This is a genomic window from Streptomyces pacificus, from assembly GCF_011766325.1.
In the GTDB taxonomy this organism is placed as follows: Bacteria; Actinomycetota; Actinomycetes; order Streptomycetales; family Streptomycetaceae; genus Streptomyces; species Streptomyces pacificus.
In genome coordinates this window covers 196,573-218,588 of sequence record NZ_BLLG01000003.1, presented here as the reverse complement: position 1 = coordinate 218,588, position 22,016 = coordinate 196,573, and the positions used below count along the sequence as shown (strand labels likewise).

The 22,016-nt window shown below is 73.6% G+C and carries 20 protein-coding genes; 6 read left to right on the top strand and 14 right to left on the bottom strand.

What is annotated here, in order from left to right; translation table 11 throughout:
• Nucleotides 1-32: 32 nt before the first annotated feature.
• Nucleotides 33-785, bottom strand: coding sequence for a lysophospholipid acyltransferase family protein (locus tag SCWH03_RS06100; protein ID WP_173263361.1), 753 nt, complete (start codon nucleotides 783-785; stop codon nucleotides 33-35).
• A gap of 186 nt (nucleotides 786-971) precedes the next feature.
• Between SCWH03_RS06100 and SCWH03_RS06095 the strand changes: the two genes are divergently transcribed.
• Both SCWH03_RS06095 and SCWH03_RS06090 read left to right on the top strand, forming a co-directional pair.
• Nucleotides 972-1,751, top strand: a complete 780-nt coding sequence (locus SCWH03_RS06095) for an alpha/beta hydrolase (protein WP_173263034.1) — start codon at nucleotides 972-974, stop codon at nucleotides 1,749-1,751.
• Nucleotides 1,744-2,361, top strand: a complete 618-nt coding sequence (locus SCWH03_RS06090) for a hypothetical protein (RefSeq protein WP_173263031.1) — start codon at nucleotides 1,744-1,746, stop codon at nucleotides 2,359-2,361. Before SCWH03_RS06095 ends, SCWH03_RS06090 begins: the two co-directional genes overlap by 8 nt.
• Nucleotides 2,362-2,655: 294 nt before the next feature.
• Here the strand turns inward: SCWH03_RS06090 and SCWH03_RS06085 are convergent, their stop codons facing one another.
• From SCWH03_RS06085 to SCWH03_RS06060, 6 genes are all read right to left on the bottom strand, one after another.
• Nucleotides 2,656-3,480 (bottom strand): endonuclease/exonuclease/phosphatase family protein, encoded by an 825-nt coding sequence (locus tag SCWH03_RS06085; RefSeq protein WP_173263028.1) that lies wholly within the window; start codon nucleotides 3,478-3,480, stop codon nucleotides 2,656-2,658.
• A 222-nt stretch (nucleotides 3,481-3,702) separates the two neighbouring features.
• Nucleotides 3,703-4,644 (bottom strand): ROK family glucokinase, encoded by a 942-nt coding sequence (locus SCWH03_RS06080; protein ID WP_173263025.1) that lies wholly within the window; start codon nucleotides 4,642-4,644, stop codon nucleotides 3,703-3,705.
• 61 nt (nucleotides 4,645-4,705) lie between these two features.
• On the bottom strand, nucleotides 4,706-5,182 hold the full coding sequence (locus SCWH03_RS06075; RefSeq protein ID WP_173263022.1) for a DUF5304 domain-containing protein: 477 nt from the start codon (nucleotides 5,180-5,182) through the stop codon (nucleotides 4,706-4,708).
• 58 nt (nucleotides 5,183-5,240) lie between these two features.
• On the bottom strand, nucleotides 5,241-6,587 hold the full coding sequence (locus SCWH03_RS06070; RefSeq protein ID WP_173263020.1) for an ArsA family ATPase: 1,347 nt from the start codon (nucleotides 6,585-6,587) through the stop codon (nucleotides 5,241-5,243).
• An 11-nt stretch (nucleotides 6,588-6,598) separates the two neighbouring features.
• Entirely contained in the window at nucleotides 6,599-7,048 is a 450-nt protein-coding gene (locus tag SCWH03_RS06065) for an SRPBCC family protein (RefSeq protein ID WP_173263017.1), read from the bottom strand.
• Between the two features lie 47 nt (nucleotides 7,049-7,095).
• A complete protein-coding gene (locus tag SCWH03_RS06060; protein WP_173263014.1) occupies nucleotides 7,096-7,875 on the bottom strand; it encodes a metallophosphoesterase family protein in 780 nt (259 codons plus the stop codon).
• A gap of 240 nt (nucleotides 7,876-8,115) precedes the next feature.
• On the opposite strand from SCWH03_RS06060, the gene SCWH03_RS06055 reads away from it, so the two are divergent.
• Complete coding sequence (locus SCWH03_RS06055; protein ID WP_173263012.1) at nucleotides 8,116-9,966, top strand: AMP-dependent synthetase/ligase; 1,851 nt, start codon at nucleotides 8,116-8,118, stop codon at nucleotides 9,964-9,966.
• A gap of 214 nt (nucleotides 9,967-10,180) precedes the next feature.
• Here the strand turns inward: SCWH03_RS06055 and SCWH03_RS06050 are convergent, their stop codons facing one another.
• Together SCWH03_RS06050 and SCWH03_RS06045 are read right to left on the bottom strand one after the other, a co-directional pair.
• Entirely contained in the window at nucleotides 10,181-11,821 is a 1,641-nt protein-coding gene (locus SCWH03_RS06050) for a GMC oxidoreductase (RefSeq protein ID WP_254076593.1), read from the bottom strand.
• A 139-nt stretch (nucleotides 11,822-11,960) separates the two neighbouring features.
• A complete protein-coding gene (locus tag SCWH03_RS06045) occupies nucleotides 11,961-13,103 on the bottom strand; it encodes a glycosyltransferase family 4 protein (protein WP_173263006.1) in 1,143 nt (380 codons plus the stop codon).
• Between the two features lie 149 nt (nucleotides 13,104-13,252).
• Here SCWH03_RS06045 and SCWH03_RS06040 point away from each other — a divergent pair, with 149 nt between their 5' ends.
• Nucleotides 13,253-14,569, top strand: a complete 1,317-nt coding sequence (locus SCWH03_RS06040; protein ID WP_371872619.1) for a glycosyltransferase 87 family protein — start codon at nucleotides 13,253-13,255, stop codon at nucleotides 14,567-14,569.
• A gap of 210 nt (nucleotides 14,570-14,779) precedes the next feature.
• Here the strand turns inward: SCWH03_RS06040 and SCWH03_RS06035 are convergent, their stop codons facing one another.
• The 5 genes from SCWH03_RS06035 to SCWH03_RS06015 all read right to left on the bottom strand — a co-directional run bounded on the left by SCWH03_RS06035 (nucleotide 14,780) and on the right by SCWH03_RS06015 (nucleotide 20,866).
• Entirely contained in the window at nucleotides 14,780-16,144 is a 1,365-nt protein-coding gene (locus tag SCWH03_RS06035) for a hypothetical protein (RefSeq protein ID WP_254076591.1), read from the bottom strand.
• Between the two features lie 52 nt (nucleotides 16,145-16,196).
• Entirely contained in the window at nucleotides 16,197-17,228 is a 1,032-nt protein-coding gene (locus SCWH03_RS06030; protein WP_173263003.1) for a C40 family peptidase, read from the bottom strand.
• 313 nt (nucleotides 17,229-17,541) lie between these two features.
• On the bottom strand, nucleotides 17,542-18,570 hold the full coding sequence (locus SCWH03_RS06025; RefSeq protein ID WP_173262999.1) for a C40 family peptidase: 1,029 nt from the start codon (nucleotides 18,568-18,570) through the stop codon (nucleotides 17,542-17,544).
• A 640-nt stretch (nucleotides 18,571-19,210) separates the two neighbouring features.
• A complete protein-coding gene (locus SCWH03_RS06020; RefSeq protein ID WP_173262996.1) occupies nucleotides 19,211-20,569 on the bottom strand; it encodes an NYN domain-containing protein in 1,359 nt (452 codons plus the stop codon).
• 54 nt (nucleotides 20,570-20,623) lie between these two features.
• On the bottom strand, nucleotides 20,624-20,866 hold the full coding sequence (locus SCWH03_RS06015; RefSeq protein ID WP_173262993.1) for a hypothetical protein: 243 nt from the start codon (nucleotides 20,864-20,866) through the stop codon (nucleotides 20,624-20,626).
• Nucleotides 20,867-20,992: 126 nt separating this feature from the next.
• Between SCWH03_RS06015 and SCWH03_RS06010 the strand changes: the two genes are divergently transcribed.
• The gene (locus SCWH03_RS06010) at nucleotides 20,993-21,721 is read left to right on the top strand and encodes a rhomboid family intramembrane serine protease (RefSeq protein ID WP_173262990.1); all 729 of its coding nucleotides are present in this window, start codon (nucleotides 20,993-20,995) and stop codon (nucleotides 21,719-21,721) included.
• Nucleotides 21,718-21,999, top strand: a complete 282-nt coding sequence (locus SCWH03_RS06005) for an Lrp/AsnC family transcriptional regulator (protein ID WP_173262987.1) — start codon at nucleotides 21,718-21,720, stop codon at nucleotides 21,997-21,999. The genes SCWH03_RS06010 and SCWH03_RS06005 overlap by 4 nt, the downstream gene beginning before the upstream one ends.
• The last annotated feature ends 17 nt before the right edge of the window (nucleotides 22,000-22,016 follow it).

Sequence of the window (22,016 nt, the reverse complement as noted above, 5' to 3'; positions counted from 1 at the left end):
CCCCCCCAGTCCGTCCGGCCCGACGGGCGACGTTACCGATCGCCGGCCCGCTCCGCCCCGCCGGCCGCCTTCGCGGCCCGCCCCGCCTCCTTGGCGGCCTCCCTCGCGGCCTTCTCGGCGTCCGCGATCTGCCGCTTGGCCGCCGTGGCGTAGATGTCCACGTACTCCTGGCCCGAGAGTTTCATGATCTCGTACATGACCTCGTCGGTCACCGAGCGCAGGATGAAGCGGTCGTGGTCCATGCCGTGGTAGCGGCTGAAGTCGAGCGGCTTGCCGATCCTGATGCCGGGGCTCATCAGCTTGGGGACGACCTGACCCGGTGGCTGGATCTTCTCGGTGTCGATCATCGCGACGGGGATGACGGGCGCGCCGGTGGCGAGCGCCACGCGGGCCAGACCGCCGGGCTTCCCCCGGTAGAGCCGGCCGTCCGGGGAGCGGGTGCCCTCCGGGTAGATGCCGAAGAGCTCACCGCGCTCGATGACCTCGATGCCGCTCCTGACGGCCGCCTCGCCGGCTCCTCGCGCCCCGGAGCGGTCCACCGGGAGCTGGCCGACGCCCTTGAAGAAGGCCGCGGTGAGCTTGCCCTTCACACCCGGCGACGTGAAGTACTCGGCCTTGGCGATGAACGTGACCTTGCGGTCCAGGACCGCGGGCAGGAAGAAGGAGTCCGAGAAGGACAGGTGGTTGCTCGCGAGGATCGCCGGTCCCTCGGCGGGGACGTTCTCGAGGCCCTCCACCCACGGCCTGAAGGCGAGCTTCAGCGCCCCGCCGATGGAGAACTTCATTGCGCCGTAGATCAACTCGAGTGCCTTCCTGGAGTCCGTCGGGACGACCCTAACCCCTGGCGGGACCGGGCTCCTCCCGGTGGGCCCGCGCCGGGCGGGCTCAGCCCTGGTCGGTGCCGGTCCCGTCGCGTACGGTGAATCTGCCCACCGGGGGACGCCCCCGGGCCGCCCTGAAAGGAGATCCCGGTGCCGGTCCTTCCTGGAGCCGAGCCGTACCGCCACGAGGGTGGCGAGGTCGCCGTACTCCTCTGCCACGGCTTCACCGGTTCCCCCCGGTCGATGCGCCCGTGGGCGGAGTTCCTCGCGGAGCGCGGACTGACCGTCTCGCTGCCGCTGCTGCCCGGTCACGGCACCCGCTGGCAGGACATGGCGGTCACCGGCTGGCAGGACTGGTACGCGGAAGTGGACCGGGAGTTCCGGGCGCTGAGCGCTCAGCACCGCCAGGTCTTCGTGTGCGGGCTGTCGATGGGCGGCGCGCTGACCCTGCGGCTGGCCGCCAGGCACGGCGACGCCGTCAGCGGTATCGCGGTGGTGAACCCGGCCAACAAGGTGCACGGACCTGCGGCGCACGCGCTGCCGGTGGCCCGCCATCTCGTGCGGAGCACCGGGGGGCTGGCCAACGACATCGCGAAGGAGGGCGTGGACGAGGTCGCCTACGACCGGGTCCCCCTGCACGCCGCCCACTCGCTGCGGAACTTCCTCCGGCTCGTCGACGGCGAACTCCCGCAGGTCACGCAGCCGATGCTGCTGCTGCACAGCCCTCAGGACCATGTGGTGCCGCCCGCGGACTCGGCCCGGATCCTCAGCCGGGTGTCGTCCACGGACATCCGGGAGGTCCTGCTGGAACAGAGCTACCACGTGGCGACGTTGGACCACGACGCGGAGCGGATTTTCGAGGAGAGCCACGCGTTCATCGGCCGCCTCGCTCCCAGCGTCGGCGAGAAGGGAAGCACGACCGGTGGCTGAGCAGCACGACGCGGACCGGGACCGGGACCGGGACCGGGAGCCGCAACCCGTCGACGAGGAGGCCGTCTGGGCCGCGATCGTCGCGGGCTACGGGCAGGAGCCCGCGGACCCGCCGGGGGCGAGGCCGTTCAAGTCGGTGGAGGACCTCGCGGGCCTGCAGAAGGCCGTCCGGAACGACGGGCCGGACGGAGGGGCCGGTGACCGTGCGGACGGGGGCGAGGGCGGGAGCAGCGAGGAGGACGAGGGCCCACGGCCGGAGAAGCCGCTGGGCAGCTCCGTCGTGTTCGCGCCCGGGGTGGGCGGGGGGCCGCGCGACTACACGATCGCCGAGCCCAGCGGCGAAGGGTCTGACGACGGCGACGAGGGCCATTTCGTACCGCCGGAGCCCCCGCCGCTGCCGGAGGCCGACACGACCGCGAAGTTCGCCTGGCTGGCGGTGATCGGCGGGCCCGTGCTGCTGCTGTTCGCCGTGATCCTGCGGTGGGACATGACCTGGTGGCTGACCACGCTCGGCGTCGGCGGCTTCCTGGGCGGCTTCGCCACACTGGTGGCGCGGATGTCCCACGGGGACGACGAGGACGACGACCCGGGCCGCGGGGCGGTCGTCTAGAGGCGCGTCCAGCAGGGTCGGCGCGCGGGGAGCGGCGTCCGGCGCGGTGGACGGGCACCGCGCCGGGCAGGGCCTGCCCGGCCGGGCCGAACGGCCTTCGGTGCGGTGGATCGCAAGGCGCAGCACCGGCCTTGCCGTGGGCCTGCGCGGTCGGCTCGGGAACGCCCCGAGCCGGTGCCGGGCGAGCCGGGCGTCACGACGGGGCGAAGGCCTCCTGACGCGGACATGAGGGGGTGCGGCAGAGTCCCTCGCGGCCTGCGGGCGGACGGAGCCGCGTTCGCGGAACGCGCTCGCTCAGCCGGTTCGCGCGTGGCCGTGCGGGCCCTGCCCGGGGGCCGGACCGGTCGCGGAGGCCGGGGGCGGAGCGGGCACCCGCAGGGCGGCCAGGACCGGGAGATGGTCCGTGGCCGCCTCCAGGTCCGCCTCGCCGACTCCGGGGAGCCCCGCGGGTACGCCGCAGCCGAGTACCTCGATGCCCGGGGTCACGAAGACCGCGTCGATCCGCTGGTGCGGGTCCGCGGGAGTCGAGGTGTACTCGCCGCCCCAGGGGCTGACGGCCCGGGCGTCCCGGAGCGCGGCGGCCAGGCGCCGGAAACTGCGCCCGCCGGGCCGCTCGTTGACGTCGCCCGCGGCGATCGCGTGCGGCACGTCCATCGCGGCCAGACGGTCGAGCAGCATTCCGGCCTGGCTGTGGCGCTCGTCGGCCCGCAGACTGAGATGGCAGCTGAGCAGCCCGATCCGGGCCGCCCCGATACGCACCACGGCGGTGGCGAAGCCGCGCCGGTGCAGCCCGGGAGTGAGCGGAAGCAGAACGTCCTCGGTGCGCTCGGCCCTCACCCGCAGCGAACACAGCAGCGCCGGGCCCGCGGCGGTCGCCCCGCCGCCCAGCACCACCAGCCCGCTCTTGGCCGCGAGTCGGGCGAGGTGCTTGCGCCACCGGAAGAAGCGAGGTGCCTCCTGGACGAAGACGAGATCGGGCCGGCAGCCGCGGATGACGCGGGCGAGGGCGTCCTCGTCGTCGCGCATGGAGCGGATGTTGTAGCCGAGGACCCGGATCACGGCCGAACCGTCCGGCTCGGTGCGGGAGTTGGGCAGCGGTCGCGTCGCGGACGTCACCATGCGCCTCAAGATAACGGGCCCCGGCGCGCCGTTCCCGCCCCATCGGGCACCGGGCGCGCCGCGCCCTCGGGGTGCCCGTACGGCCGGGGTGCCCGTACGGCCGGGACGGAGGCCGCGGACGTCCCAGCCCGCCGGGCCGGCGGCCGGGCAGGCCCCCCGGCTCGCCTCCGAGCCGGGGGGCCTGTCCTCGACGCCCCGGGGGAGGGGCGGAAGGCGCCGGATTCAGCCCTGGCGGGCCAGGTCAGCCGCGCCGACGAGGCCCGCCTTGTTGCCGAGCCGGGCGGCGAGCACCTGGGCGTGCGGACGCCACTGCCCGCCGATCAGCCACCGCCGGAAGGACTTGCGGATCGGGTCCAGGACCAGCTCCCCCTCGTCCGACACTCCGCCGCCGACGATGAACGCCGAGGGGTCGAACAGCGAGGCCAGGTCCGCCAGTCCCGCGCCGGCCCAGCGGGCCAGCTCGCGGAAGGAGTCGACGGCGACCTTGTCGCCCTGCCTCGCCGCCTCGCTGACGTGCCTGCCCTCGACGCCCCCGGGGGTGCCGTCGCCGAGGCCGAGCAGGATGGCCGCGTTCTCGGGGGTCGCCGCCGAACGCTGGCGGGCGTAGCGGACCAGTGCCCGCCCGGATGCGTACTGCTCCCAGCAGCCCTGGCTGCCGCAGCCGCACAGCAGGCCGTCGGGGACGACCCTGATGTGCCCGAACTCCGCCGCCACGCCGAAGCGCCCGCGGCGCAGCTTGTTGCCGATGATGATGCCGCCACCGAGGCCGGTGCCGAGGGTGATGCAGATGACGTCGCTGTGGCCCTGGCCCGCGCCGAAGCGGTACTCGCCCCAGGCCGCCGCGTTGGCGTCGTTCTCCACGACGACGGGCAGGCCGACGCGCTGCTCCACCTTGTCCTTCAGCGGCTCGTGCCGCCACTGGATGTTCGGCGCGAAGAGGACGGTGGCGCGCTTGTCGTCGACGTATCCGGCGGCACCGATGCCGACCGCCTCGATGTCGCGCCCCTTACCGGCTCCGGAGACGGCCGAGCAGATCGCGTCCACGATCCCCTCGGCGGTCGCCGGAGTGGGCACCGTGTGCGTCTCAAGGATGGTGCCCTCTTCGTCGACCACGCCGGCCGCGATCTTGGTGCCGCCGATGTCGACGCCGATGGTGAGTGCCATGTGTCCCTCAGTTTTCGGTCGAGCCCCGCTGGGCCCAACCGTACCGGAGGGAGTCCGGGCCTCAGTCCAGATCGATCTTCTTGCCCGGGCCGGGGCCCTCGTCCCCGCGGTCCCGGCGGCGGTCCGTGCCGTCGGGGCCGCCACGGCCTTCGGCACCCGAGGGCGGCTCGCTGCGGGTCCAGCGGCGCTCATGGCCTGCCACGGCGGAGCGGTACGCGGCCAGCAGCTCGCTGCCCGCGGCCGCGAGATGCTCGAACACCTGCGGGTTGCGCTCGATGACCGGCTCGACGGCCGACTTCGCCTGATCGACCAGCTGCTGCACGGTCCCCTGCCCGGCGAGGCCGGGCAGCGGGTTCGGCAGCGACGACACCTTCTCGGCGACCGCGTCCAGCAGCTTGCGCAGCTCGTCGCCCGCGGTGCCGGTGGCGTGCTGCCCGTACCGCTCGCGGCGGCGGGCCCGCTCCTCCTCGAAGTCCTCGGCGCACGCCGTCGCCCAGGCGTCGGCGTCGACGGCGGGACGTTCGGTCGCATCGCTCATGGCGTACTCCTCGGAAAGTTCCTCGTATGTCGACGGTACCCGAAGTCGGGGCCGGAGTTCAGCGGCTCCGCGGCCAGAGCCCGGGGTCGGGCTCGAAGCGGATCCGCAACTCGCCCTCCCGCAGGGCGGCGCCGCCGACCGCGCAGCGGCGCAGTACCGACGGCAGGGTGAGGACGCGGCGGAACGGGCCCGCGGTCAGGAAGAGTTCGTCGTCCCTGCGCACCAGCTGCAGCTGGTCCTTGGCGGCTCCCGGCAGGGGCAGCCGCCAGACCAGTACACCGTCCTCGGCCCTGCGGTCCTCCACCGTCCAGCGGTTCCCCGGGAGAGCCCCGGGGGCGCCCCCGGCCGGGGCGGCGAGGGACTCGGCGAGTTCGCCGGGGTGCCGGGGGTCGCGGCCGGTGTGCGGCACCTCCCGTACCGGTACGGCACCGAACTCCTCGCGCCAGCCCTTGAGCGCGCTCTGCTGCCGTCCCGAGAGGGCCGCCAGGAACGGGTCGGCGGAGCCGGCCGGGACGATCCGGTTGGCGATCACCATCTCCGGGGTGAGCCCGTGCAGGGCGAGGCCGAGCCGGGCGGTGCGCAGGGCCCGGTCGGCGGCCTCCGGGCCGGGTTCGGCGACCAGGCGCACCGAGGTGTCGGGGCTCTCGACCAGCTCCTGGACGGCGGCCAGCTCCTCGTCCCAGCGGGCGGCCGCCTCGTACAGCCACTGCGCGGGCATCGGCACGCCCGCGAGCTGCGCGAGTACGGGGCGCAGCGAGCGGGCGGCCTGCCGTTCGGCGGGGAGCAGCCGGCGCAGGTAGCGGCGCAGCTGCTCGGGGAGGGCGAGCAGGGCGACGGCCTGGCGCACCGGGGGGAGGTCGACGACCAGGAGGTCGTGGCCGCCGCCGGTGGCCCGCTGCAGGGCGCGCAGCAGCGCGAACTGCTCGCTGCCCGGGAGTTCCGTCAGCTCGCCGTCCTCGAAGGGCACGGCCCCGAGGAGGTCGAGTGCGGCACCGGCCCGCTCCTGGAGGCCGAGGAACTCGTGGCGGAAGTCGGCGCCGGGGTCGACGCGGGCGACGGTGAGGCCGGGCGGCCCGGTCTCTGGACCGCCGCGCCCGCCCCGGTCCGCCGCGCCCGGCCCGGGGGCTCCGGGCCCGGGGACCGTGCCGGCTCCAGTGCCGGGGACCGTGCCGGTGCCGGCTCCGGGGTCGGTGCCCATGCCGGGGTCGGTGCCCATGCCGGGGTCGGTGCCCATGCCGGGGTCGGTGCCGGTGCCGGGGTCGGTGCCGGTGCGGGTCAGCGCCTCCGGTGGCTCGCCGGACAGCAGCAGCACCCGTTCCCCCCGCCGTGTTCCGGCGAGGGCGAGGGCGGCCGCTACGGTGCTCCGGCCGGCCCCGCCGGTGCCGGTGACGAAAACGGTGCGCATGAACAGGGGCTTCAGGCCTGAGGACCGGACTCGACGCGCTTCTTCAGGCCGGCCAGGGCGCGGTCGATGATGACCTTCTCCGCCTTGCGCTTGATCATCCCCAGCATGGGGATCTTGACGTCGACGGTCAGCCGGTAGGTGACCTCGGTCCGCTCGCCTCCTGCGACCGGCTTCAGCGCGTACGAGCCGTCCAGCGCGCGCAGCATCTGGGACTTGACCAGCGTCCAGGACACCGTGTCGTCCCCGGTCCAGGTGTAGGCCAGGACGTGGTCGTCCTTGATCGCGCCGGCGTCGAGCACCAGCCGGACCCGGAGCGCGCGGCCCCGGCCGTCCTTCTCCAGGACCTCGGTCTCCTTCACCTCGCCGGTCCACTCCGGGTAGCGCGCGAAGTCGGAGATCACTCCCATCACGTCGGCCGGTGCCGCGTCGATGGTGATGCTCGAGCTGGTGTGTTCCGCCATCGCCGTGGCTCCTCAACTGAACGCGGGACGGGGTTGCGGTGTGCAATCTACCGCGCCCCGGGCGACCGCCATTCCAGGGCCCACGGCCGCCCCGTCGCCGCGAAGTGGCCGACGTTCACGCACTCGGTCGCACCGATCCGCATGCGCCGCACCAGCGGCTGGTGCACATGCCCGAAGAGCGAGTACCGGGGCCGGGTCCGGTGGATGGCGTCGAGCAGGGCCCGGCTGCCGCGCTCGAAGCGGCGGGCGACGGTGTCGTACGTCAGCTCGGGAACGTCCGGCGGGATGTGCGAGCACAGCACGTCGACTTCGCCGAGTGCCTCGACCTTCGCGGCGTACTGCTCGTCGGAGATCTCGAAGGGGGTGCGCATGGGGGACCGCAGCCCGCCGCCGACGAAACCGAACACGAGCCCGCCCAGCTCGATCCGCTCACCGTCGAGGACGGTGGTGCCCGCCTTCGCATACTCCGGCCAGAGGGCGGGGACGTCGACGTTGCCGTAGGTGGCGTACGTCGGAGTGGGGAACGCGTCGAAGATCTCGCGGTACTGCCTGCGCACCGCACCCAGGATCACGGCGTCCCGGTCGAGGCCCGCCCACAGGCCGCGCGCGAACTCGCGGGCCTCCTCGAAGCGCCGGGCGGTCCGCAACTCGACGAGCCTGACCGCGTTCTCCACGCCGAAGAGGTCGGGGAAGATCCCGCGCGCATGGTCGGCGTAGTCGAGGAAGAGGACCAGGTCGCCGAGGCAGATCAGGGCGTCGGCCCCCTCTCCGGCCCTGGCCAGATCCGTCGCGTTGCCGTGCACGTCGCTGACCACATGAACTCGCATACCGCTCACCCTAGAGTGGTCGCCCGGTTCCCAGTAGAGGTGACCGGACCTGCGGTTACTTCCCGGTCGTCAGGCCGGTCGACTAGGGTTCGCGATGCTGCGGCGCACGGGTGTGACGCAGGGAACATCTGGCCGAGACCCCCTATCCGGAACCGAGTACTGATGGGTAACGTCCGGGCAGTCCCCCCGGTGCGTTCCACACAGAGCCGTGGCGCCGGCGCCCGATGAGGAGCAGCAGTCTTGCGTGAGTTCAGCCTTCCGGCCCTGTACGAGGTCCCGACGGACGGCAATCTGACGGATCTCATCCGCCGCAATGCGACGCAGCACCCCGAGGTCGCGGTCATGGCCCGAAAGGTCGCGGGGAGCTGGGCCGACGTCACCGCCGCCGGGTTCCTCGCCGAGGTGCGGGCCGCCGCGAAGGGCCTGATCGCCGCGGGTGTGCTGCCAGGAGACCGGGTCGCCCTGATGTCGCGCACCCGCTATGAGTGGGTGCTGCTCGACTTCGCGATCTGGAGCGCCGGGGGTGTGACCGTCCCGGTCTACGAGACCAGCTCGCCCGAGCAGGTGCAGTGGATCCTCGGCGACTCCGGCGCCGTCGCGATGATCGTCGAGAGCGGGGCGCACGCCGCGGCCGTCGAGTCCGTGCGCGGCGCCCTCCCGGCGCTGCGGCACGTGTGGCGGATCGAGGAGGACGGAGTCGGCGAAGGCGGCGGAGACGGTGGAGGCGGCGGGGTCAGCGGAGACGGCGGGATCGCGCAGCTCACGGCGGCCGGAGCGGAGGTGCCCGACGCCACGGTGGACGAGCGCAGCGCGTCCGCCAAGGCGGACGACCCGGCCACCATCGTCTACACCTCGGGCACCACGGGCCGTCCCAAGGGGTGTGTGCTCACCCACCGCGCGTTCTTCGCGGAGTGCGGGAACCTGGTCGAGCGCCTGAGGCCGCTGTTCCGCACCGGCGACAGCTCGATCCTGCTCTTCCTCCCCGCCGCACACGTCTTCGGGCGCATGGTCGAGGTGGCGGCCGTGATGGCCCCCATCAAGCTCGGCTGCGTCCCGGACGTCAGCAACCTCACCGACGAGCTCGCCTCGTTCCGTCCCACGCTGATCCTCGGTGTGCCGCGGGTCTTCGAGAAGGTCTACAACGCGGCGCGGGCCAAGGCGCAGGCGGACGGCAAGGGCAGGATCTTCGACAGGGCCGCGGCGACGGCGATCGAGTACAGCCGCGCGACCGGCACGGGGAAGGGCGTGCCGTTCGGGCTGAGGCTCAGGCACAGGCTGTTCGACCGGCTCGTCTACGGCAAGCTGCGCGCGGTGCTCGGCGGGCGCGGCGAGTTCGCGGTCTCCGGCGGTGCCCCGCTGGGTGAGCGGCTCGGCCACTTCTACCGCGGCATCGGCTTCACGGTACTGGAGGGGTACGGCCTCACCGAGACCTGTGCGGCGACGGCGTTCAACCCCTGGGACCGCCAGAAGATCGGTACCGTCGGGCAGCCGCTGCCGGGTTCGGTGGTGCGGATCGCCGACGACGGCGAGGTGCTGCTGCACGGCGAGCACATCTTCACGGGCTACTGGAACAACGAGACGGCGACCGCGGAGGCCCTGGCCGACGGCTGGTTCCACACCGGGGACATCGGCACCCTCGACGAGGACGGCTATCTCTCGATCACGGGCCGCAAGAAGGAGATCCTGGTGACCGCGGGCGGCAAGAACGTCGCTCCGGCGGTCATCGAGGACCGCATCCGCGCCCACGCACTTGTCGCCGAGTGCATGGTCGTGGGCGACGGGCGGCCGTTCGTGGGCGCGCTGATCACCCTCGACGAGGAGTTCCTGGCCCACTGGGCCGCCGACCACGGCAAGCCGGCCGGCTCGACGGCGGCTTCGCTGCGCGAGGACGCGGACCTGCTGGCGGAGGTCCAGCGGGCGGTGGACGCCGGCAACGCCGCGGTCTCCAAGGCCGAGTCGGTGCGGAAGTTCAGGGTGCTCAGCTCCCCGTTCAGCGAGGAAGCCGGTCACATCACGCCGTCGCTGAAGCTCAAGCGGAACGTGGTGGCCAAGGACTTCGCGGACGAGATCGAGGCGATCTACCGGTCGTAGCCGCTGCCCCCGGACGCAGCCGGAAGGCGCCGGCCGCCGCCGAACGCGGCCGGCGCACCGGGGACTCGGACGGCTGGGGCCGGACGAACGGACGGATGGCCGGACGAACGGACAGCCGGACGAACGGACGGATGGACGAACGGACGGATGGCCGGACGGACGGATGGCCGGACGACTCGGCCGGAAGCGGCCCGGAAGGCGCTGCGCGCAGCGGCTACCTCCGGTAGTCCTCGGCGAGGACCCGCTCGATGTTGCGCTCGGCGAGCGCGGTGATGGTGAGGAACGGGTTGACACCGATGGAGCCCGGCACGAGGGCTCCGTCGGTGACATACACCCCGGGGGCGCCCCGGACCCGGCCGTAGTCGTCGGTGGCCCTGCCGAGCACGCAGCCGCCGAGCGGGTGGTAGGTGAAGTCGTCGGCCACGGGCCGGTTGCCGCCGAACAGGTCGTACCGGTAGATCGTGGCGTTTCTGAGGTTGATGCGGTCGAACAGCTTCCTGGCGGCGTCGCCGGAGACCTTGCTCTGCTCGGGCGTCCAGTCCAGCCGCATCGTGTCGGTGCCGGCGTGGTAGGTCAGCGTGCCCCGCTCCGGGTTCCTGGTGATGGCCAGGTAGAGGCTGATCCAGTGCTCGAACCCCATCGGCAGGGGGGCGATCTCGGCGAAGACGGGGTTGGCGGTGTTGGACCAGTCGTCGATACCCATCACCGGCATGGTCGCCTGGTGGGCGCCGACGGTGTCCCAGAGGTGGTTGGCCCGCGCGGTCATGACGTTGCCGTTGGCCCCCCAGCCCTTGCCGATCTGCTCGCTGAGGTCCGGCAGGGCGCCGGACTCGCGGGCACGCAGCAGCAGTTCGGTGGAGCCGAGGCTGCCGGCTCCCAGGAAGAGCCGGTCGCAGCCGATCTCGCGGGTGCCGACGACCCTGCCCGCGGTGTCGATACGGTCGGCGGTGACGACGTAGGTGCCGTCCGGTTGCGCCCGCAGCGCGCGGACCCGGTGCAGCGTGTCGACGGTGACGTTGCCGGTGCCGAGGGCGGCGGCGAGATAGGTCTGGTCGAGGCCGCGCTTGCCGTGGTTGTTGCCGTAGATGACCTCGCCGGCGAGTGCGGAGCGCACGGCCTGCCCGGCGGCCTCGCGCTGCATGTACCCGAAGTCGTAGACATTGGGCACGAAGACGGTCTTGAGGCCGGCCTTGGCGGCGTGCTTCCGGGAGATCCGCGAGAAGCGGTACCACTCGGTGGACTCGAACCACGCCGGGTCGACGCTGTTGACGCCCAGCATCTGCTGGGCGAGGGGGAAGTACCGGTCGTACATGGCGCCGGCGTCGACGGTCGGCAGCATCTCGGAGAAGTACGCCCGTTGCGGGGTGACGGCCATTCCGCCGTTGACGAGTGAGCCGCCTCCCACGCCGCGGCCCACGTACACCGACATGGCGTCGAAGCGCACGCGGTCCAGGACACCCGGGTAGGGGGTGATGTCCTTGTTGACGACGTCGAGCCAGAGGAACTGGGCGAGCGGGGCCTCGGTGCGCGTGCGGAACCACATCGAGCGGTGGTCCGGGGCACGGGTGCTGCAGAACACCTTCCCGTCGGGCCCCGGGGTGTCCCAGAGCCGCCCCATCTCCAGGACGAGGGTGGGGATTCCCGCCTCGCCGAGGCGCAGGGCGGTGACGGCGGAGCCGTAGCCGGAGCCGATGACGAGGGCGGGGGTGTGGTCGGCGGCTGCCGCCCGGGAGGACGGCGCGGCGGTCGCCGCGCGGGCCTCGGGTACGGGGCCGATACGGGTGAGCCCGAGGGCGGCCGCGGTCTGGAGGGCGCCGAGACCCAGGAGATGACGGCGCGTCAGATGAGGTGTCATGGTGCGCAGCATGTGCGGAATTTCCGCTTCCGCCTATCCGTCGCGGGGACCTTTTCCGCGCGGAACGCGGCAACCCGGCTCGCGCCGCGCGGGCGGGGACGCGGGCCTGGACCGTACACGCCCGCCCCGGGGCCCCGGCTCACAGCAGCTCCCTCAGCCGGTCCGCGAGGAGATCCCAGCGCCAGCGCTCCTCGACCCACTCACGGCCGCGCCCGCCCATGCGGCGGCGCAGTCCGGGGTCCGACAGGAGGGTGGCGACGCGTTCCGCGGTCTCCTGCGGGGAGCCGCCGCGGACGACCCAGCCCGTCTCGCCGTCCAGCACCGCGTCGGGCGCCCCGCCCGAGTCACCGGCGACGACCGGGAGCCCCGTCGCGGACGCCTCCAGATAGACGATGCCGAGGCCCTCCACGTCCAGCCCGCCGCGCCGGGTGCGGCAGGGCATCGCGAAGACGTCTCCGGCGCCGTAGTGCGCGGGCAGTTCCTCCCAGGGCACCGCGCCGGTGAAGCGGACCGACTCGGCCACTCCCGTGGTGCCGGCGAGCCTGCGCAGGTCCTTCTCGTAGGGCCCGCCACCGACGATCAGCAGCACCGCGTCCGGTACCTCGGCCAGGATCGCGGGCATGGCCCGGATCAGGGTGTCCTGGCCCTTGCGCGGCACGAGCCGGGACACGCAGACGACGACCGGCCGGTCGGTGAGCCCGAGCCGTTCGCGTACCGCCTCGCCGCCCGAGCCCGGATGGAAAGTCTTCTCGTCGACGCCGGGCGGCAGCTGCACCATCCGCCCGGCCGCCTCGGGCGTCAGCGCGGCGGCGATCCGCGCACGCGTGTACCCGCCGAGATAGGTGACGGTGTCCGTGCCCTCGCCGATCCGGCGCAGCAGCCGCCGGGCTCCGGGCAGCTGGGCCCAGCCCGCCTCGTGGCCGTGGGTGGTGGCCACCAGGCGCCGCGCTCCGGCCCGGCGCAGGGCCGGGGCCATCAGCCCGAGGGGGGCTGCGGCGCCGAACCACACCGACGTGCAGCCGTGTTCCCGCAACAGTCCCACGGCACGCCGGGTGACGCGCGGGGTGGGCAGCAGCATGGTCGTACGGTCGCGGACCACCTGGTAGGGCTGCTCGGCGTCGAACGCGGCCGTCGCCTCGGCGCCCTCGCGACCGCGCTTCCACGTGGAGGCGTAGACGACGATATGTTCGGGGTCCAGCCGCAGCGCGATGTTGTGGAGGAACGCCTGGATGCCGCCGGGACGGGGCGGGAAGTCGTTGGTCACGATCAGGGTCTTGTCCATCGCCGCCGACAGTACCAACGGCCCCCGCGCCTCACCGCGGGCGGACGGGCGTCCGGCATGATGGCCGCCGGGCCGGCAGGGCAGCGGGCCGGCAGGGCAGCGGGCCGGCGCACAGGGACACGGAACCGATCGGACGGCACGGGGTGGTCATGACAGGCACAGGGCGTTCCGCCCCGTCGGGGTGCGCCCCGTCGGAGCGCGCCGCATCGGAGCGCCCCGCGTCCGGGGCCGCGACGGCCTGGGCTGCGGTGGCCCGGGCCGTGGCGGCCTTCGCCCTCACCAGGACACTGCTGCTGCTCTGGGTACTGAAGGTCCTCCCCGTCCGCGGCCCCGATGTGACCAGCGACGTCGCCGTGATCTACCAGGGCTGGTACGGGGTGCTGAGCACCGGCACCTACCCGCTGGACGACGTCACCTGGCAGTACCCGCCCGCGGCCGCCCTGGCGATCCTCTCCCCCGGCCTCGTGCCGTTCCTCGGCTACGTCCACGCGTTCTTCGCCCTGGTCCTGGTGTGCGACGCGGTGGTCCTGGGGCTGCTGCTGTACGCGGGCCGGCGGCCCGGGAAATCGGTGAGGGGCGCCTGGTTCTGGGTTGCGGGGCTGCCGCTGCTCGGCCCGACGGCGTACGCCAGATACGACCTGATGGTGACGGCGGTCGCGGTGGCCGCGCTCCTCGCCGCCGCCCGCCGCCCCGGGGTCGCCGGGGCACTCGCGGGCTTCGGCGCGATGCTGAAGGTGTGGCCGGTGCTGCTGCTGGCCGGACTGCGGGAGCGCCGCGCCTGGATCGCGGCGGCGGCCACCGGGGCGGCCCTGCTGCTGGCCCTCACGGCGTCGATGCCCGGGGCGCTGGCGTTCCTCGGATTCCAGCGGGACCGGGGCACGGAGGTCGAGTCGCTCGGCGCGCTGGTCTTCCATGTCGCACGGCACTTCGGCTGGGAAGGGCAGGTGCTGCTGAACTACGGCTCGGTCGAATTCCTCGGCCCGTACGTCCCCCTGGTCAGCGGCGCGGCGCTCGGCCTCACCGCCGCCGCCTTCGGCTGGCTTGCCGCGTGGCGGCTGCGGGCGGCGGAGTTCTCGGCCGCGACCCCCGCGGACGCGGCGTTCACGGCCGTACTGCTGTTCACCACCACAAGCCGGGTGATCAGCCCCCAGTACCTGGTCTGGCTGCTGGGACTGGCCGCGGTGTGCCTCGTCTTCCACCGGAGCCGGATGGCCGCGCCGAGCCTGCTGGTGCTGGCCGCCACCGGGCTCACCTTCCTGGAGTTCCCCGTCTGGTTCGACAAGGTGGTCGCGAGCGACCCCCAGGCGATCGCGGTCCTCGCGGCCCGCAACGGCCTGCTGGTGGCTGCCGCGCTGCTGGCGTGCCGCCGCCTCTGGACGGGCACGGTCCGGCCGGGCCGGCGCCGGGGTGGCCGGCCGTCCCTGCCGGCCGGCTCCGGCAGTGACCGCGCTGCCGTCGGATCCTGACTCCTCCACACTCCTCCACCATCCCACCGCACCGGATGACCGGCCGGTGGCCCACCGGGAACCCGCCCTCTCCCGCCGCGGCGCGCGGGCGGGCGGGCTGTGCGCGATCCACCGGCAGCCGGACCCCCGGCCCCGGCCGGCACAGGCACCGCGCGGGTGGCGGACCAGACCCGGCACACCGCACGGCGGCGGGCCGTACCGGGCTCCGGATCACCGCCCCAGTCGCTCGACCAGGTAGTCCCGCCAGTCCTCGGTGAAGCGGTCCCGGCTCGTGCCCAGGACCTCGCCGAACGCCGACTCCACCGCCCCGTCCCGCGACTGCGCGGCGCCCACCGCCCGGTAGAACGCGCGCAGCCGGTCCTCGCCCCAGCGGGCGGCGATCAGCTCGCAGGCAAGCAGGCCGCCCTCGTACGCGCGGCCCAGTGCGCGCTCACCGCCGCCGAAGCGGAAGTCGCCGTCGGCGGGGAGGGCGCCCGGAAGGTCGCCGTCGAGGACGCCGCGGCGCAGTTCCGGTGCGATCTCCCGGGCGCCGAGACCGGTGCCGCGGTAGGCGGCCCAGTCGGCGAACCCTTCGGAGAGCCAGAGCGGGGTCGCGGCCGAGGTGTGCGCGCGGGTCGCCACATGCGCGGTCTCGTGGGCGAGGACGATACGGCGGCCCTGATCCCCGAGAGCTCCGTACGCCTCGGGATTGACGGTCACCCGGTCCGCGGGCACGGGCCCGCCCTCCGTGCCGGGAACCCCCGCGATCCCCGTGGTGACCGCCGCGACGCCCCGGTAGTCCTCGGCGGGAGCGCCCAGCAGCCGGCCCATGGCGGCCGTCGAGCCGGGCACCACGACCACCACTCGCCCGGCCCACGCCCCGCCCCAGGCGGCCGAGACCGCGGGGACGGCCCGGTCGGCGTCCGCCGCGATCCCCCGGAGTCGCTCCCGCTCCTGCTCCTGCTCCTGCTCCTGCTCCTGCTCCTGACTCTGGCCCTTCCCCTGGCCACCTTCTCGTTCCCGTTCCCAGCCCTGCTCCCGTCCCACGCCGAGGACCAGGCTGTGCGTGCCGCGCACCACCTCGATGCCGCCCTCCTGCCACAGCGGCCGTGCGGCGCCGGGGCCCGGGCGGTCGGCGGTGAGGTACCAGCGGCCGTCCCGCTCGGCGAGGTCCAGCCGGCGCTCGGCGGTCGCGGGCGAGGCGTCGTACCCGTCGAGCCGGTAGCGCAGTTCGGCGTCGGCCGTGGCCCGGTCGCCGGAGCGCCGCACCTCGGTGAGCCGGTACTCCCAGGAACCGAGCGGGAGGCGGGAGAGGTCGGCGAACTCGGCCCGCCCTGCCGTTCTCAGCTGCCGCGCGGAGGGGTCGATCGCCGAAAGGTAGCCGGCCTCGTCGTGGCGCAGCACCGCGGCGGCGCGGTCGTCGAGCATCCGCTGCACCTCGCGGCCGGTGGTGTCGGCCACCGGTGCGCCGGAGCAGCCGCCCGTCAGCAGCGACCCGATCAGGACCAGCCCGGTGAGAACGGGCCCGCTCCGGACGGACGCCGCCCCGCGCCGCCGTTTCGTCGTCGTCCGCCCGAGGAGTTCCTGACCAGCCATCCTGCCGATGGTAGGCGAGCGGAGCAGCGGGGCGGCACCGGCCGCGGCCCGCTCAGGGCCGGGTCACCGAGGCGATCGGCATCATCCCCACCGGGTCGTGGCGCACCGCAGCGCCCGGGTAGGGCGCGTGGACGACCTGGCCGTTGCCGACGTACATGGCCACATGACTGGCGTCGGAACGGTAGGTGACCAGGTCGCCGGGCCGCGCCTGGGACAGGGGCACCTGCCGTCCGGCGTACCGCTGGGCCTGTGAGGTGCGGGGCAGCCCCACACCGGCCCGGGCGTAGGACCACTGGGTCAGACCGGAGCAGTCGAAGCCGTGCGGCCCGTTGGCGCCCCAGACGTAGGGCTTGCCGAGCGCGCTCCGCGCGGCCGCCACGGCAGCGGCCGCACGGGCCGACGAGGGGCCCGCCCCGCCCGCCGGGTCCGGGACGGCCCGGCCGGAGCGCGACACCGCGCCGTACGCGGCGCGCTGCGCCGCGGACAGGGACGACAGCAGCCGTTCGGCCGTCGCGAGTTTCGCCTCGACTGCCCGCTTGTGACGGGCCAGAGCGGTTTTGGTGCGCTCCAGTTCGGCCAGCTTCCGGGCGGCCTCGGAGCGCTCCTGGCCGAGCCGCCGCTGGGCCCGCCGGAGGTCGGTGAGGACGGCCGCTTCCCGGTCGCCGAGCCGTTCCAGCAGCGCGGCCCGGTCCAGGTACGTGTCCGGGTCGCCGGAGAGCAGCAGGGCGAGCGCGGGGTCCACCCCGCCGGAGCGGTAGTGGGCGCCGGCCAGGGAACCGACCGCGTCCCGCATCCGGTTGACGTCCTCCTGGCCGCGGGCCGCCCGTTCCCGGGCCCGGGCCACCTGGTCGCCCAGCTCGTCGACGTGCTCGGCCGCCTCGTTGTACCGCTCCGTCGCCTTCTCGGCCTGCTCGTACAGCCGGTCGACCTGCGCGGAGGTGGCGGCGGGGCCGGTGGTCGACGGGTCGGCCCCGGCGGGCGCGGTACCGAGCGCGGCCGCGGCGGTCGCCACCGCGGCCGAGAGGAGGGCGACTCGGGCGCCTCCGGTGAAACCGGACGCTGGGGGTCGGCGATGGGACGCCACAGGAGCCCTACTCCCTTCCGCTGGGCGCAGCCGGGCGGCTGCCGCGCGGCAGACAGTAACGGCGCGGGAAGGGGACGGCCAAAACCGGCACGGGGCACAAAAGACGACGCCCCGCGGGAGACCACAGGTCACCGGCGGGGCGCACGGTCGGCGGCGCATGCCGCAATTCGCCCGAACGGGCGCCGGACGGAGGGGCGTCGGACCGGGACGGCGAACCGCGGTGGCGTCAGACGCCGACACCTCAGCGCGGTGGCGCCGGACCCCGGTGCCGCGTCGCGGTGGCGTCAGACGCCGAAGCCGTACCGCGGCGGTCTCAGATCCGGACGCCGAACTGGAAGGTGCCCATGTAGTCCATGGACTCGTAGCGGACGACGGTACCCGGCTTCGGGGCGTGCAGGATCTGGTTGTTGCCCGCGTACAGCCCGACGTGCGAGAGGCCGTTGAAGAAGACCAGGTCGCCCGGCTTGAGCTGGCTGCGGCCGATCTTCGTCCCGTCGTTCTGCTGGGTGTAGGTGGTACGGGTGAGGCTCACGCCGGCCTGGCGGTAGGCCCACTGCGTCAGCCCGGAGCAGTCGTAGGAGTTGGGGCCCTCGGCACCGGAGACATACGGCTTGCCCAGCTGGGTGGCTGCGGCGTTGAGCGCGGCAGCGCCGCGCTGGGAGGCCGGCACCTCGTTCCCGAGGCTCACCCGCTCACCGGCGGCGCGGCTGGCGCGCTGCTCCTCCTGCTCCATCTCCGCCCGCTCTTCGGCGGTCAGGGTGTTGAGGAGCTTCTGGGCCTCGGAGAGCTTGCCCTGGATCTTGTCCTTCTTCTCGCCCAGCGTCTGGCGGACGTCCTGGAGGTCGTCGAGCTTGCGGGTGGCCTCGGCGCGCTGCTGGGCCAGGTCCCGCTGCTTGGACTGGATGTCCTCCAGCGTGGCGGCGTGCTTGGCGCCCAGCTGGTCCATCGCGGAGGCCTTGTCCAGATAGGTGTCCGGATCGCCGGAGAGGAAGAGCTGGACGGAGGGGTCGATGCCACCGGAGCGGTACTGGGCGCTGGCCACCGAACCCAGCTTGTCGCGCAGGGTGTTGAGTTCGTCCTGGCCGCGGGCGACGCGGTCCTGGATCGCGTCGACCTCCTTCTGGAGCTTGGTCTGCTGCTCCTTGGCCAGGCTGTGGTCCTCGGTGGCCTTCTCCGCCTCGTGGTAGAGGGCGTCGACCTTGGCCTTGACCTCGTCCTTGCTCGGCTTGGCCGGCGCGGCCTGGGCGGCCTGGGAGGTGAGGGCGACGGCCGCGGCTGCGGTCGCCGTGAGCACGGTCACACGGGTGCGGCTCGGCTGCTTGGGACGACGGTGGGACGCCACGAAGGCGAGCTCCTTCTTCCTCCAGCCGCCTGCCGGGCCGCGGGGTGGCTCCCCGGCTCCGCGCACACTCGGTTTCCCCGCAAGGCAGGGCTGAACTGCGCGAATTCGGCGGTTCCTTCGCTGTCGCCCCGGATAGGCGATCAACCGCGCGAAGGTTCGAGGCCTGACCTTAGTGACCTTCCTGTGATCAGTTCAAATCCTCATCAGAAAAATCTGGCCCAGGAGCCGCATTCTTTACCCGCACCACACGTCGCGTAGCGGCGACTTGACGGTGCGTTCCACGACATCGGACATGGCGTTCGGACATGACGTGCCGGCGCGACGAGTCGCACCACGGCATGGCGGGCAGGCGGCCCCGGACGCCCGAGGGGCGGGGCCCGCGGGCGTACGCAGTCGCCCTCGCCAGGAGGCCTGGTGCCAGGGCAGGCGAGGCCCGCCCCCTCGCGGCGCCCGGCACGGCCGGCCGTCCGCCCGGCGGATCACTCCGGCGCCGAACCAGCCGACGAGGCCCCGGCGAGGCCGAACCGCCACCGTCACCGCGCGATGCACCGCATCGGACGCCGCGCCGCACCAGGCGCCGCGCCCCACCCCACTCCACCCAGCTCCTTGACAGGCGGGGCAGTTGCCGCCCGGCACGGCACTAGCTGCGCGAAAGCCGCTTCAGCAGCATCGCGGACGCCACGGGCCGCGCACCCGCCTTCGCCACCCCGTCCGCGACTTCGCGGTCCGTCGACACCACGACGACGGGGCGGCCCGGGGGCTCGGCCCGGACCAGCTGGCGGATCAGCTCGTCCGCGGTCACCCCGGCCTTGGAGAACAGCACCCGTACGCCGCGCGGCGGCGCCAGCAGCACGGGCGCGGCGAGTTCGGCGCCGTCGAACACACAGGTGATCTCGGCACCGGTCCCCGCCGCCAGCATCGCCAGTCCGCCCAGCAGCCGCAGCCGCTGCTTCTCCAGCGGCATCGTGGGATACCCGGTCTTCGTCACGTTGTAGCCGTCCACGAGCAGATGCACCTGGGGCAGCGCGAGCAACTGGTCCAGCATCGCCGGGTCGGTCTCGGACAGCGCGCGCGCCGCGATGTCCCTGGGGGTCATCCGGCCGGGCTGCACCGCTTCGACGGTGTCGGCCGGGTGCAGCGAGGCCGGCGGCAGGGCCAGTTCGCGGCGCAGCCCGGAGGCCGCGTCCAGCAGGGTGTCCAGCAGCAGCCGCACCCGCATGTCCTCGATCGACCGCCCCTCGCGGGCGGCCCTGCGGCTCGCCTCGACCGCGGCCTCAGCCTCGGCGAGCCTGGCCTTGAGCCGGCGCGCCTCGCTCTCGGCCGCCGTCACCTGGGCCTGCGCCTCGGCTCGCGCCCCCTCGTTCTCGGCGTTTCCGCGGCGCACGGCCGCCTCGGCGCGCTTGACGTCGCTATGGGCGCTGCGCAGCTTGCGGTGCAGCGCGTCCGACTCCTTGCGGACCGCGTCCAGCTCGGTGCGCAACCGCTCGGTCTCGGTCTTGTGCTGCGACTTCAGCCGGTCCAGTTCGTCGCGGAGCCGCTGCAGTTCGAGCCTGCTCTCCTCGTCCGCGCGCTCGGCGTCCGCGCGGAGGGCCTCCTCGCCGGCGGCGGCCACCAGCTTGGCCCAGCCCGGCGGACGCAGCACGAACGCGGCGGCCGCCACGTCGACGGGGTCGGCGGCCGCGGGCGGCGTCCCCGACTCCAGGGCGTCCACCAACTCCGGCTGGGACTCGCGGAGCCGCTCACCGATGCGCTGCCGGAAGACGGGATCGCCCTCCAGCGCCGCGGCCATGGCGTTGCCCGCGTACTTCGCCCGGCGGGTCGGGGTGAAACGGGCGTACTGCCGCAACTGGGCGGGCAGTTCGGTGACGGTCAGCCCGCCGAAGGCATCCGAGACCAGGGCGACGACCCGGCGCCGCACGCCCTTCGGCAGCGGGCGGTCGAGCGCCTCGGCGGCATCGCCGGCACCGGCCGGCCCAGCGCCGCTCTCGGGCTGCTCCACGATTCGGTCACCCCACTGTCTTCCCGTGTCTTCCCGCGGGTCCGCACGACTCCCTCAGGAACCGCCGCCCGGCCTGTCCACCAGTTCGATCTGGTCCACGGCGTTGCACCAGCGGCAGCGGACCGACTCGATGGTCTCACTCAGCACCTCGCGCTCCTCCACCTTGGGCTCCCCCCCGAGATCCAGATGCACATACTCGACGGCCTTGGAGGACCGGGTGACGTCGAAGCGGGTGAGGTTGCCGCACAGGGTGCAGCGCCACCGGGTGGCGTCCGTCGGCATGGGTACCGTCGTCATCGGGCCGTCCTCGTCTCCTCGTGCGTATCCTGGCGCCTACTGCCTGCAACCCTACGACCTCACGGGTCCGCGGTGACACGGCGAGGCGGTCTGCCCGCTCCCGTCCCGGTGCGCCATGCTCTGAGAATGATCGATCGGTGGACGGCGGTACGGGCCGCGACGACGACCGGCCCGGTGGTGACCTACGGAGCGATCGGCCTGTGCTGCCTCCTGTTCCTCGTCGGCCCGGTCTCCGGGCTCAACGCGTCATACGGCACCGGGAGCGCCCTGCTCACCGCGCAGACCGCCCACTTCGAACGCTGGGGCGTGATCCCGAGCGAGCTGCTGGGGGGCTCCCCGAGGGCTCTGCTCACCCCGCTGACCGCGCTGTTCGTGCACGGCAGCTGGCTGCACCTGCTCGGCAACATGCTCTTCCTCCACGTCTTCGGCGCCATGGTCGAGGAACGCATGGGGCATCTGGAGTTCGCGCTCTTCTACCTGGGTTGCGGCTATCTGGCGCTCCTCGCGTACGCGGCGGCCAACGCGGAGTCCGGCCACACGCTCGTCGGGGCGTCCGGAGCCATCTCGGGCGTCCTGGGTGCCTTTCTCTGCCTCTTCCCCAGGACGCGGGTGACAAGCCTCTATCCGTTCCTGTTCTTCCTTCCGCTGCGCTTCCCCGCCTGGATCGTGCTGGTCTTCTGGTTCGTGCTGCAGTGGCTCGCGCAGGCGCAGAACTCCTCGTCCGGTCCCGGGGTGGCGTATCTGGCGCACCTGGTGGGCTTCGGGATCGGGTTCCTCTACGCATGGGGCCGCTTCCGGCAGGCGGCTAGAGTGAAGGCCCAAGCAGCGGCCACCGAGGAAGAAGGACAGCCGTGATCACCGCGATCGTGCTCATCAAGACCAGCGTGGACCGCATCCCCGAGATCGCCGAGTCGATCGCGGCACTGGACAGCGTCAGCGAGGTCTTCTCGGTCACCGGCACCTACGACCTGATCGCGATGGTCCGGGTCGCGAGGCACGACGACCTGGCCGAGGTGATCCCGGGCCGGATCAGCAAGATCCCGGGCGTCGAGGCGACCGACACGCATGTCGCTTTCCGTACGTACTCCCAGCACGACCTGGAGGCGGCGTTCGCGATCGGGCTCGACGCGTAGACCCGGCGCGGGCCCCG